Source organism: Arthrobacter sp. JUb115 (assembly GCF_004365035.1).
Classification (GTDB): domain Bacteria; phylum Actinomycetota; class Actinomycetes; order Actinomycetales; family Micrococcaceae; genus Glutamicibacter.
Map to the genome: position 1 here is coordinate 91,025 of NZ_SOBS01000010.1, position 11,883 is coordinate 102,907.

Consider the following 11,883-nt stretch of genomic DNA (forward strand, 5'->3'; position numbering starts at 1 on the left):
GATATAGGTCTACTCTGGGAGAGAGCAAAGTATCACTGTCGATGGAGATCCTCGTGCCTTCTGAAACGTCAACCGAATCTTTTGACGTAGTACTAATCGGTGCCGGCATCATGAGTGCCACCCTTGGCACCATGATCAACCAGATGGAACCAACCTGGTCCATTGGTCTTTTCGAGAACCTGGACAAGGCCGGGCAGGAATCCTCCTCCCCTTGGAACAACGCAGGTACCGGCCACTCGGCACTGTGCGAACTGAACTACACCGCTGCCAAGGCTGACGGATCGGTCGATCCGGCCAAGGCCATTGGCATCAACGAGCAGTTCCAGGTTTCCCGCCAGTTCTACTCGTGGGCCGTCGAGAACAACCGCGTTGCCGACAACAGCTTCATCAGCGCCCTGCCGCATATGTCCTTCGTCATCGGCGAGGACCACTCCAAGTACCTGCAGACCCGCTACGAGGCACTGAAGCCCAATGCGTTGTTCGAGGAACTGGAAATCACCAACGACCTGGACACCATCAACCAGTGGACCCCGCTGGTGGCCAAGGGCCGCGATGCCTCGCAGAAGGTTGCCGCATCCCGCGTTGTCTCCGGTACCGATGTCGACTTCGGCCGCCTGACCCGCGACCTGACCGACTCGCTGGGCGCCGCTGGCGCCTCGGTGAACTACGGCCACAAGGTCAAGGGCATCAAGCGTTCGGGTGCCGGCTGGGAATTGAGCGTCAAGGACAACGCTTCGGGCGCAGTCAAGAACGTCAAGGCCAAGTTCGTGTTCGTCGGTGCCGGCGGTGGCGCACTGCCACTGCTGCAGAAGGCTGGCATCGACGAGATCAAGGGCTTCGGCGGCTTCCCGGTCTCCGGTCAGTTCCTGCGCTGCACCGATGAGACCGTCATCAACCAGCACCACGCCAAGGTCTACGGCCAGGCTTCGGTGGGCGCTCCTCCAATGTCGGTACCGCACCTGGATACCCGCTTTGTCGACGGCAAGCGCTCGCTGATGTTCGGCCCCTACGCCGGCTTCTCGATGAACTTCCTGAAGTCCACCGGCCAGCTGGATCTCCCCTTGTCCCTGCGCCCGCACAACATCATCCCGATGCTGGCTGTTGGCAAGGACAACCTGGATCTGACCACTTACCTGATCAAGGAAGTTCTCAAGTCCCGCTCCAAGAAGGACGAGGCGCTGGCCGAGTACTTCCCGGATGCAGATGGTTCCAAGTGGGAGCTGATCACCGCTGGCCAGCGCGTTCAGGTCATCAAGAAGGATGCCAAAAAGGGCGGCGTGCTGCAGTTCGGCACCGAGGTCATCACCTCCTCGGACGGCTCGATCTCCGGCCTGCTCGGCGCTTCGCCAGGCGCTTCGACCGCTACCCCGATCATGGTCGGGCTGCTGTCGCGCTGCTTCCCCAAGCAGTTCGCAGGCTGGGAGTCGAAGCTCAAGGACATGATTCCTTCCTACGGCCAGAAGCTGAACGAGAACCCAGCACTCTACGCTGAGGTCAAGGCAGCCACCGACAAGTCCCTGGGACTGTAGGCACCAAGCACAACGAGAACCGCCCACCAGCATTGGTGGGCGGTTCTCGCGTATCCGGGCACTGGTCGGGCTATGGCCGGTCCAGCGGCTCGCCGTAGGGGTAGTCCACCCAAGCACCAGCGCCAAGGTCGGGGCAATGGCGTTCGGCGCCGTGGCGCGTGCACGAGGCGTCAGCGGGATACCGGTGCCCTTGCAGCAATTTATCGGCCTCGGCCCAGCCCAGGCCGGAGACTTCCCGCCCGTCGGCGTAGCGCAGGGCATAGCTGAAATAGCGGTAGCGGATCCTGATCAGCCGCCGGATCCCTTGCTGTGCGGTGGCTTGCACCGCAATCGGCATCTGCAGACTCATGTCCCCAGTATTCCATGCGGCCACCAGCCGCCGCCTTCCCTTAAGAATCGGGCAGGCGCTCCAGCACCACTGCGCGCGCCGCGGCATCGGCAGCATTGGCACGTGCGGGCGGGCCTGCCCCAGGCAGCTTCGGGTAATCCATTGGGATGATTTTGCGTGCTTTACATCTCCCGGTGACTGTTGAGCAATGGCAACCAACTAAAGTTGAGATCAGCCCTTCCCACTGCGACACAGCTAGGACCACACCCGCATGCAGCGCTTGGCCATCTTGTCATTGAAAAACCGGGCGCTCATTGCGCTCATCACGGTTTTCGCCGCCGTCTTCGGCGTGATTTCCATGGGATCGCTCAAGCAGGAGCTGATCCCCGCCCTGGAATTCCCCCAGATCTCGGTCATGGCAACCCAAATGGGCGCCAGCCCCGAGGTGATCGACGAGCAGGTGGCCGAGCCGCTGGAAACCGCTTTGCAGGCAGTTGAGGGACTGGAATCCTCCACCGCTACCTCGCAGACCGGCTTCACCCGCATCTCGCTGACCTTCGAATACGGCACGGACATGGACCGTGCCCGGACCCAGGTGGAACGGGCCATTGCCAATTCCAAGGCCCAGCTTCCCGAGGATGTCGAGCCTACCGCCTTCGCCGGCTCCATCGCGGACTTCCCGGTCCTGGCCCTGGCCGTCTCCTCGGACCAGTCGCTGGAAGCGCTCAACGACGACGTGGAGCGCCTGACCCTTCCCAAGCTGCAGAAGATCGAGGGGGTCCGGGAGGCCTCGGTCTCCGGTGGCGCCTCCCAGCACATTGCGGTGATCCCGAAAGACGACCAGATGCGCGATGCCGGCTTGGCCGTCACGGATCTGAAGGACGGCATCGAGAACGCCGGCTCCCCCATGCCCATCGGCAACATGGACGTCGATGGCCTGGAACTGCCGGTCATTGCCGGCTCCACCCCGGACAGCTTGGAGGCCATCAAGGAGATTCCGCTGGTCACCGATGGCGGTCCGGTGCTGCTCAAGGACGTCGCCGAGGTCTCGGTCAAGGCCGATGAGGCCACCAGCATTACCCGCACCAACGGCGAGGAGACCCTGTCCATCCAGGTCACCAAGACTCCCGATGGCGATACGGTAGCCATTTCGCACGCGGTCACCGCAATGCTTGCCGAGCTGGAGTCCGAGCTGGGCCACAAGGCCACCATGACCACGATCTTCGACCAGGCGCCCTTCATCGAGGACTCGATCAAGCATCTGGCACTGGAAGGCGCCCTGGGCCTGGGCTTCGCGGTGATCATCATCTTGGTGTTCCTGTTCTCGGTACGCTCCACCCTGGTCACCGCGATCTCCATTCCGCTGTCCCTGATGGCCACCTTCATCGGGATGAATGCCTTCGGATACACGCTGAACATGCTCACCTTGGGCGCCTTGACCATTTCCATTGGCCGCGTGGTGGATGACTCGATTGTGGTGATCGAGAACATCAAGCGCCACCTGTCCCATGGCGAATCCAAGGCGCAGTCGATCCTGCTGGCGGTCAAGGAAGTGGCCGGCGCCATTACCGCGGCGACCCTGACCACCGTGGCGGTCTTCTTGCCGATCGCCCTGGTGGGCGGCATGGCCGGCGAACTGTTCAGCCCGTTCGCGCTGACCATGACCATCGCACTGCTGGCGTCGCTGCTGGTATCGCTGACCATTGTTCCGGTACTGGCGTACTGGTTCCTGCCGCACCGCCCGGGCAGCGGCGAAACCCATACCGTGCATGTGGCCGAAGACAAGTCGTGGTTGCAGCGTGCCTACATTCCGGTGCTGGAGGGGACCCAGAAGCACCCGGTCATCACCTTGCTGGCCTCGGTGCTGGTCCTTGCCGGCACCGTGGCCATGACCCCGCTGCTGAACACCAATCTGCTGGGTTCCACCGGCGAGAACTCCATTTCCATCACCGCCAAGATGCCTTCGGGCACCTCCATGGAAACCACCGAAAAGCAAGCGGCAAAGATCGAGACCGGGCTCGCTGATATCGAGGGAATCGAAGATGTCCAGCTGACCGTGGGCACCGCCAGCGGCATGGCAGCCATGTTCTCCTCCGGCTCGGATACCGCAAGCTTCACCGTGATCACCAATGCCGATGCCGACCAGGAAGCGCTGACGAACACGGTTCGCGAGCAGGTGGAAGGCCTGGACCTGGCCGAGGACCTGGACCTGAGCTTCGGCTCGAACTCCTCGGCCATGATGTCCAGCGATGTCACCATCGAGATCAAGGCCCCGGACGAGGGGATCCTGCGCGAGGCGACCTCCACGATGCGCGAAGCACTGGAAGGTACCGCGAACGTCACCGAAATCTCCGATAACCTCTCTGCCGAACGCGAGCAGGTGTCCATCGATATCGATGCGCAGAAGGCTGCCGAGGCGGGATTGACCGAGACCCAGCTCGCTGGCATGGTCGCTTCGCAGGTTTCCCCTGTTCCTGCAGGCACCTTGCGCCTGGACTACACCGACATGACGGTGCAGATCGGCGAGGGGATGGACCTGGACAGCCTGGAGAAGCTGCGCGAGCTGCAGATCCCTACCGCCGCCGGCATCAGGGAACTGCAGGATCTGGCCACCGTTGAGCGTGCCAAGGTGGTCCAGCAGGTCACCACCTCCAACGGCGAGCGTATCGCTACGGTCACCCTTGCTCCCGTGGAGAACATGCTCGGAGAGGTGTCCAAGGACGTCGCCGCGAGCCTGGACTCGGTGCAGCTGCCCGAGGGCGCCACCGCGGAGATCGGCGGCGCGGCAACCGAGCAGGCCGAGTCCTTCAACCAGCTGTATCTGGCGCTGCTGGCGGCCATCGCGATTGTCTACGTGATCATGGTGGCCACCTTCAAGTCGCTGATCCAGCCGCTGATCCTGCTGGTCTCGATTCCCTTCGCGGCGACCGGCGCTATCGGCCTGCTGCTGATCTCGGGGATTCCGCTGGGCTTGCCTTCGCTGATCGGCATGCTGATGCTGGTGGGCATCGTGGTGACCAACGCGATTGTGCTGATCGACTTGATCAACCAGTACCGCCAGGACAGCGCCGAGCGTCCGGCCATGTCCCTGGAGGATGCCATCATGCACGGCGCCCGCCAGCGCCTGCGCCCGATCCTGATGACCGCCCTGGCTACCATCTTCGCGCTGGTGCCGATGGGCCTGGGCCTGACCGGCCAGTCCGGATTCATCTCCCAGCCGCTGGCAGTGGTGGTGATCGGCGGCCTGGTCTCGTCCACCGTGCTCACCTTGATCCTGGTGCCGGTGCTCTACCGCTTGGTCGAGTCCCGCAAGGAGAAGAACGCCAAGGCCCGCGGCGCGCGCAAGCATTCGGCGCAGCAGCATACCGCTGCCCAGGACCTGTCCCGGGCGATGGACAGCGCCAGCGCCAAGATCGTTCCGGGCGCTGCGCCAGAAGCCGCGGCCGGGGAAACTCCGAGGACCGCGGATGCCGGGAAGAGCACTGCGGCTGCCCCCGCGCCTGCCGAAGCCGCTGGCCAGGTCGTCAACCCGTTGACCGGCCAGATCCCGGTCTCGCGCAAGGAACGCCGGGCCTTCGAAGAGCTGATGAAGCAGGCACCGCCAAAGCCCAACGACTAGGCTTTGGCGACGCCATGACTCGGGCCTGCAACCACCTTCGTGGTTGCAGGCCCGAGTCCGTTTGCGCGCTGTCCGCGACCGCTGGCCCTAGACCAGCCGCAGCTCCGTCAGGCAGGTTGCGCTGGACTGCCCGGCGGTAGACACCGTGGTCTTGGCGCTCTTCCCCTGGTAGGTGAATTCAAGGTCCAGCGTGATTCCCCGCGGAACCCAGAGGCCGATGAATCCGTTGTCGAAGGTTTCCATGCCCTGGTCCACCAGCACCTCGCCGGTCTCGGCGTTCACGGCCTTGACCTCCATCTGCCTGCCTTGCAGCTGCCCAAGGCAGGTGGTGAGGCTATGGAAATGGCAGCTGTGCGTCTGGTCCACATAGGGCGCGGCCGAAAGATAGTACTGGCCTTCCGGCAGCGGCAGGTTCGCGGTGCGTCCCGACGCATCGGCCAGCACCAGCTGCGTTGGCTGCACCATGGCGGTGAAGTTCTCCGGCCGCTGCTCCTGCGGCAAGCGATCGAGCCGGTCGATGGCCGCCTTGGCGTCGAGTCCTTCCAGTCCCAGTTCGGCGAGGAACTGACCGGTGTCCTCGGCTGCAACTACTGTAGGCTCGGGCTGCGCGACGGGTGCCGCGGCGGTGCTGCATCCGGCCAGCACGGCCAGCGCGAGCAGCGAACCGGCGCCCCTGGCCGCAATGCGGGCACGGTAGCTCTTGCCGCCGGAAAGTTTCTCGGACATGGCCACTCCCAATCTTCCTGTCTCCAATTCCGGGCTACAGCGTCTCAAGCAGCTGCTTCATCTCAGTGATTTCCCTGGTCTGGGAATCAACGATCTGCTGGGCCAGGTCGATGGCCGCCGGGTAGCTTCCCTCGCTGATCTCGGTCTTGGACATCTCTACGGCGCCTTCGTGGTGCATGATCATCTGCTCGAGAAAGAGCCGGGCAGCGTCGGAGCCGGTCGCGTCTTCCAGCGCCTTGATGCCCTCCTCCGGGACCATCCCGTCGCCGTGGTCCATGCTCCCGTGATCCATCCCGCCGGGCATATTCCACTCGGAAAGCCAGCGGTCCATGCGTTCGATCTCCGGGGCTTGCGCAGCCTGGATCCTTTCGGCCAGGGATGCCACCTCGGCGGGAATCCCGGATTTGCCCAGCAGGATGCGGGACATCTCGATCGCCTGTTCGTGGTGCACCTTCATGCCCGCGGCGAAGGCCATATCGGCGTCGTTGGCCGACGCGGACTGGTCCATGGAATGCCCGGAATGCGAACCGGAGGCCGAGGCGCTGGGCGCCTCGGTGCTTGCTGGTTCCCCTGCGCATCCGGCGAGGGCGAGCGTTGCACCCAGTACGAGGGCGCTGGAAATGAGGGTCTGCTTGTTCATGGTGATTCTCCTAGTGGATCTGGAACGTGAGCGGCGCCCGCCTGCGGCGGCGCCGGAACTAGCTGGAGGCCAGTGCATCGACCGGCCAAATTCTCACGTTCGGCAGATCCCCAACGCAACCAGATCAGGTTTATCCGGCGCGATCCCCCGCAGATCCGCTGCTGCGCACAGGGTCCGCGGGAACACTGTCCGGAGAACGGCTACGGTCTGCGGCGGCCGCAGGAACAGCAGCATGGCCAGCAGCGCCAAGACGCAACCGGCGGCGGCCATCTCATGGCCCATCGGGCAGTCGGTACAGCCCTGTTCCTCGCCGCCCGCATCGGCTGGCGGAGCATGGTGCGCGGGCTGGGTGTGAGCCGGATGCGCCTGCGCGACCGGGGCCGGGACCGTGGCCGTGGCCGGGGATTGCGCCGAGGCTCCATGATGCATCACATGCATCGAGAACAAGCCGAAAAGCACCGCGCTGATCAGCAGCAGCGAGCGGACTATCGCCAGGCGGGGGCAGGTGCGCCCTCCGGCCTTCGCCAGGTAGTTGCCGATGCTCATGGCTCCCAGCTTAGCGACTTCTGACATACAAAGATTCAATCGTAGAAACAAAACATGGATTGGAGGACCCGCAAAAATGAGCAAACTATCTCCTAAAAACTCATTTTTAGTAAGAGACGTGACGGATCCATGAGGTATCTGTCGCTCAGTCAATATAGGCTTGTAGTTTCAACGAGAACTTGGGGGAATGTTGGAACAAACTGAATTGTATGAAGACAAAAATGAGTTCCTAAGTGCAATCCAGAATGTACTGAAGAACAAATCATCTGCCACAGAAGCGGATCTATTTGGAGCTGCTGCCTGTCAGTTTCTGGTCCAGGGTCCTGCGTCTGTAGAAGAAATTCGTGACGCAGTCGAAAGAATCTGGCCGGATTCGAAACCTTCGTACAAGCAGCTGGATTCAGCTCTGAAAGTATGCCGTGATTTGGGTCTAGTTTATTTAGACGAAAATGCAGAGACTTGGCAACTAACGGGCACCGGACTTACAGATATACAGCAACATTCTGCTTGGGTTCGAGAACTTCGCGAGCGTACCACGACCGAAATTCGCATCCGTTCACGCGACGGTCTGGCATTCGAGCCAGATGCACAACAATCACAAATTTGGTTGGACGCGTTAGTTTCCGCGCTAGTTCCAGCAATCGAAGAGTCGCTTCAAAAACATCTTGGTTCCGTAACGTCACTTATTGATGGCCGAACTAATGCAGGCACCCTAGACCCAACCTCTGTATTAGAGTCACTTGCTAAGATCAGCCCGAATGAAAACATTACTGAGTTCCTTCAGTCCTTAGCGACCAGCGCTTTAGACCCACTAGATGCTTTTGGACGCGAACTTGTTACACATATCGCCACCGGAGTCTTACTTCATACTTATTTAGCTGGTCAATCGGGAAATCAACTTACCCAACGCCTAGGTAAGCCGCAGAATCAACGAGCTATTCTGGACACTCCAGTATTGATCGCGCTAATAGGCTCCACCCAAGAACAACGAGATGCCGAGGCAACGATCCGTCGCGCAGTCCAAGACGGTTGGAATGTTGTAGTGGCGCAGCACTCGATTGAAGAACTTACTGAACTGGTCGAGCGCGAGATTCCCAATCTTCGGCGCCTTTATAGAGAAGCGCACGAGAAAAATGCGCGGATTGACTTCTACGCGGCTCTCGTTGATGACCAGTTCCACGGGATAATTATTTCAGCGCTTCAAGATGGTACATACACTGAGCTTCAACAGGTCCTAGAAGCCGCCATCCGACTCCCTCAACGACTCGATAGTCTCGGCGTGAATGTTCGAGAGCATGGAAATAGTATTTCTCAGTCGCGGTTCGATGCGTGTTTTAAAGCCCTCAACAATCACTTACAGCATTCAACTCGCAAACGATCTGTAAAAGTCATAACGCGTGATGCGGATTCTATGACAATGGCATGGCGACGAAGGACTCGAGAGAAATCAGCCAACTGGCCGGGTGCATGGATCATCACCTCGGACCGAGCAATGAATCACGCATACTCAGCAGTTTCTCTGGATCGTGTAGCCATCACGTTGACGCTGCCTCAATGGACGACTGTGCTTTCGATAAGTGCAGCACCTGGTGAGCTTTCCGAATTCGCGAGTTTAGCAGCGGGTCAATTCGTAGACGAGGCGATCTGGGAACTTCCCGCTCGATTCCCCAAAGATTCCGCCATGCAACTTGCGGCTCAATTGTCCCCCGGACAGGGTGGATCAAATTTAGATGTTTACCACGCTCAGAAGCTATACGAGCTACCTGAGATGCTTGACAAGATCGCCGAGAATTCCTCCCCTCATCAGTTGACTTCAGAAGTAATGGCGGCCCGGGCACGCCGACTAAATTCTTTGACAAACATCGACCGCTCACGCAAGGAGCAACAGATAGCAAGTGCCTATATTCACGCTTCAAAGGCAAAGGATGCAGAACTTAAAGCGCAGAAAGATTTAATGGAATTGGAACGTAAAAACAGCCAGATGCAAGCAGAATTGAGATTGGAGCAGTCCAAGAGAATCGAAGGCGAGGAATCAGCCAGAGTCCAGAAAATTAAGTTCATTCGCGTTGTCTGGAGCATCGGATTCGTATTAATTGCTGGAATCTGTTTGCTTTGCACACTATTTTTCGGAAACCTCACATCGCAACTGATTGCAGGATCGGTGTTGGTCGGCGTTATCTTCTTGACCTTTCAATGGAGCCGAAATTACGAGACTAAAATCCACGTTCTCGGTTGGACTATAGTTTCAGAATCACTGGGAGCACTTTCGGCAGTACAGTCGCTCATATTTCCTCAGTCCTAAGTCAGCCCCTGACGCTATGTCGAAGAGTGAGGTCTAAGCATAGAACTAAGGTGCTTACTAAGGGCCAACGGCGTCGTTTCCGTGGACCTCGAACTTTGCATAAATCGCCGAAGTCATGCGCAACATATCCCTGTTCGAACAGTTCATGCCTCCACGAGTGAAATGATTTATGGACGAGCAATTGCGGAACGCTCGAAAAATTCGGCTGATGAGTGCAGCTCTAGTAACTGAAAGCAAAGAGTCGTCCACCGGTATATGTGGGGCAACGCGTATCGCCCGCCAATTCACAAACTCCCGCTTTTTCATTTGACGTGTTCCGCCGTCCATAGCACTACATTTCGGCCAAATAAAAACGGAATCAATCTGAAATCCCGAGCGGACTTGTTGGTACGTGAAGTGGTGAAGGTTATCGTAGTCGGAATTATCCACTGGTTCAGCACCGCATCCCCTGAAAAGGAATTAATCGATACTCGACGACAATCGGACCACCGTATCTGCGACCGAACCAATCGTCCGGGACGATGGAAAACAGAGCGGTTGGATCCAAGCGTAATAGGCATTAATAACGCCAGCTATACGATAACGCCGAAGCCCAAATACCCAAGATTCAGGTCCTACCTGATTGCGACACCCAACTGGCCGAAACGTGTTTCATCACAGCAGTTCAGTAATCGCAACCGGAATTGGGGCAATCCAGATTGCACCAGAAACTGCCTAGCATCGCCTCCACTACTGCGAACCGAGTCTAAGGCTAGAATCGTTCCAACGTTTGGCAGCACCAAATATTTAAGTTGCGCACAATTGAATTGCGTGCAATCATTATTCCATGGCAATAGTTGACGACATGGTGTGCTTCTCCCTCTACTCGGCCAGCCGGGCCACCACCCGCGCATATACCGAGCTGCTCGCCCCTTGGCAGCTGACTTACACCCAGTACCTGGTGCTCGTTGCGCTGTGGTCCGAAGGCGATAAGCCAGTGCGCGAAATCGGCGAGATGCTCCAGCTGGACTCCGGGACCCTGTCCCCGCTGCTGCGCCGGCTGGAACAAAAGGACTTCATCGAACGCCAGCGCGATGACCAAGACAGCCGCGTCGTCAACGTCAGCCTGACCCCCGCTGGCGTGGCCCTGCGCAAGGAACTGGCGCATATCCCGGCGCAGATTGCCTGCGGCACCGGGTTGCCGGATATGGAAAGCGCCAAAGCGCTGCTGGCATCCCTGCACCGCATCACCGCCTCCATGCAGCAAATCCCCGCTCCGGACCAACCCTCCGGAAAATAGCTACCAGATTTCACCCTCATCGAAAGGCAGTTTCATGGAAACCCTGTACACCGCTGAATCCCTGTCCACCGGCCAAGGCCGCGAAGGCCGCGTCCAGACCCCGGACGGCAAGCTCGATCTGGCCCTGGCCTCCCCGGCAGAACTGGGCGGCTCGGGAGCCGGCACCAACCCGGAACAGCTGTTCGCCGCTGGCTACGCCGCCTGCTTCCACTCGGCATTGAATATGGTGGCGCGTGGCCGCAAGGTCAAGATCGAGGACTCCAGCGTCGGAGGCCGAGTCCACCTGAACCGCGAGGGAGAGAACGGGTTCAAGCTCTCGGTTGAGCTGGAAGTCATCATTCCCGGCATGGAACCCGCGCTGGCCCAGGAACTGGCCGACGCGGCCCACCAGGTCTGCCCCTACTCCAATGCCACCCGCGGCAACATCGATGTCCTGGTCAGCGTCAGCGATGACTAGGTCTCCCGCGGCGAAACCCCTGGGAATCGCCCGGCACGGCGCAAGGATTGCGCTCGGGGCATTCCTGGTCTTCGCCGGGGTCAGCCACCTGAGCTTTGCCCGCGAGGAATTCCGCGCGCAGGTCCCTGACTTCGTCCCGCTGGATCCGGACCTGACGGTCATCCTTTCCGGTGTCGCCGAAATCGGCCTGGGACTTTCCTTGCTGGCGCTGCTCAAGAAGCGGGTCGCCGTGGGCTGGATCGCCGCGCTCTTCTTCGTGGCGGTGTTCCCCGGCAATCTCGCCCAGTGGCAGGAGGGACGCGACGCGTTCGGCCTGGACACCGACGGGAAACGGCTTGCCCGGCTCTTCTTCCAACCAGCGCTGGTAGCGCTTGCACTGTGGAGCACCGCCGCATGGCGAGACCGGGCCCAGCTTCGGTCCAAGGCCTAGCAACGCCAGCCACGTGCGCACAGCGGG

The 11,883-nt window shown here is 60.0% G+C and carries 10 protein-coding genes; 6 read left to right on the forward strand and 4 right to left on the reverse strand.

Annotation, left to right across the window (positions count from 1 at the left end; all coding sequences use genetic code 11):
• Window positions 1–35 precede the first annotated feature (35 nt).
• Window positions 36–1,529, forward strand: a complete 1,494-nt coding sequence (locus EDF61_RS15585) for a malate:quinone oxidoreductase (protein WP_286172295.1) — start codon at window positions 36–38, stop codon at window positions 1,527–1,529.
• Between the two features lie 70 nt (window positions 1,530–1,599).
• Here the strand turns inward: EDF61_RS15585 and EDF61_RS15590 are convergent, their stop codons facing one another.
• Complete coding sequence (locus tag EDF61_RS15590; RefSeq protein WP_105661102.1) at window positions 1,600–1,878, reverse strand: hypothetical protein; 279 nt, start codon at window positions 1,876–1,878, stop codon at window positions 1,600–1,602.
• 250 nt (window positions 1,879–2,128) lie between these two features.
• Here EDF61_RS15590 and EDF61_RS15595 point away from each other — a divergent pair, with 250 nt between their 5' ends.
• Window positions 2,129–5,476, forward strand: a complete 3,348-nt coding sequence (locus EDF61_RS15595) for an efflux RND transporter permease subunit (RefSeq protein ID WP_133834703.1) — start codon at window positions 2,129–2,131, stop codon at window positions 5,474–5,476.
• Window positions 5,477–5,563: 87 nt separating this feature from the next.
• On the opposite strand, the gene EDF61_RS15600 is transcribed toward EDF61_RS15595, so the two are convergent.
• The 3 genes from EDF61_RS15600 to EDF61_RS15610 form a co-directional block, all read right to left on the reverse strand.
• Window positions 5,564–6,202 (reverse strand): CueP family metal-binding protein, encoded by a 639-nt coding sequence (locus tag EDF61_RS15600; RefSeq protein ID WP_133834704.1) that lies wholly within the window; start codon window positions 6,200–6,202, stop codon window positions 5,564–5,566.
• Between the two features lie 34 nt (window positions 6,203–6,236).
• Entirely contained in the window at window positions 6,237–6,842 is a 606-nt protein-coding gene (locus EDF61_RS15605; protein ID WP_133834705.1) for a DUF305 domain-containing protein, read from the reverse strand.
• A gap of 93 nt (window positions 6,843–6,935) precedes the next feature.
• The gene (locus EDF61_RS15610; RefSeq protein ID WP_133834706.1) at window positions 6,936–7,415 is read right to left on the reverse strand and encodes a DUF6153 family protein; all 480 of its coding nucleotides are present in this window, start codon (window positions 7,413–7,415) and stop codon (window positions 6,936–6,938) included.
• A gap of 160 nt (window positions 7,416–7,575) precedes the next feature.
• Here EDF61_RS15610 and EDF61_RS15615 point away from each other — a divergent pair, with 160 nt between their 5' ends.
• From EDF61_RS15615 to EDF61_RS15630, 4 genes are all read left to right on the forward strand, one after another.
• Window positions 7,576–9,690 carry a PIN domain-containing protein gene (locus EDF61_RS15615; protein ID WP_133834707.1) on the forward strand — a complete coding sequence of 705 codons (2,115 nt, stop codon included), beginning with the start codon at window positions 7,576–7,578 and terminating at the stop codon, window positions 9,688–9,690.
• An 826-nt stretch (window positions 9,691–10,516) separates the two neighbouring features.
• Window positions 10,517–10,969: a MarR family winged helix-turn-helix transcriptional regulator gene (locus tag EDF61_RS15620; RefSeq protein ID WP_286172289.1), complete on the forward strand. Its 453-nt coding sequence runs from the start codon at window positions 10,517–10,519 to the stop codon at window positions 10,967–10,969.
• 34 nt (window positions 10,970–11,003) lie between these two features.
• Window positions 11,004–11,426 carry an organic hydroperoxide resistance protein gene (locus tag EDF61_RS15625; RefSeq protein ID WP_105661097.1) on the forward strand — a complete coding sequence of 141 codons (423 nt, stop codon included), beginning with the start codon at window positions 11,004–11,006 and terminating at the stop codon, window positions 11,424–11,426.
• Window positions 11,419–11,856 (forward strand): DoxX family protein, encoded by a 438-nt coding sequence (locus EDF61_RS15630; protein ID WP_286172290.1) that lies wholly within the window; start codon window positions 11,419–11,421, stop codon window positions 11,854–11,856. Before EDF61_RS15625 ends, EDF61_RS15630 begins: the two co-directional genes overlap by 8 nt.
• Window positions 11,857–11,883 lie beyond the last annotated feature (27 nt).

What these genes read in the sequence shown, in the direction of transcription:
- EDF61_RS15590 (WP_105661102.1), bottom strand. Translation starts at nt 1,878, where the DNA reads ATGAGTCTGCAGATGCCGATTGCGGTGCAAGCCACCGCACAGCAAGGG.
- EDF61_RS15595 (WP_133834703.1), top strand. Translation starts at nt 2,129, where the DNA reads ATGCAGCGCTTGGCCATCTTGTCATTGAAAAACCGGGCGCTCATTGCG.
- EDF61_RS15600 (WP_133834704.1), bottom strand. Translation starts at nt 6,202, where the DNA reads ATGTCCGAGAAACTTTCCGGCGGCAAGAGCTACCGTGCCCGCATTGCG.
- EDF61_RS15605 (WP_133834705.1), bottom strand. Translation starts at nt 6,842, where the DNA reads ATGAACAAGCAGACCCTCATTTCCAGCGCCCTCGTACTGGGTGCAACG.
- EDF61_RS15610 (WP_133834706.1), bottom strand. Translation starts at nt 7,415, where the DNA reads ATGTCAGAAGTCGCTAAGCTGGGAGCCATGAGCATCGGCAACTACCTG.
- EDF61_RS15615 (WP_133834707.1), top strand. Translation starts at nt 7,576, where the DNA reads ATGTTGGAACAAACTGAATTGTATGAAGACAAAAATGAGTTCCTAAGT.
- EDF61_RS15620 (WP_286172289.1), top strand. Translation starts at nt 10,517, where the DNA reads ATGGCAATAGTTGACGACATGGTGTGCTTCTCCCTCTACTCGGCCAGC.
- EDF61_RS15625 (WP_105661097.1), top strand. Translation starts at nt 11,004, where the DNA reads ATGGAAACCCTGTACACCGCTGAATCCCTGTCCACCGGCCAAGGCCGC.
- EDF61_RS15630 (WP_286172290.1), top strand. Translation starts at nt 11,419, where the DNA reads ATGACTAGGTCTCCCGCGGCGAAACCCCTGGGAATCGCCCGGCACGGC.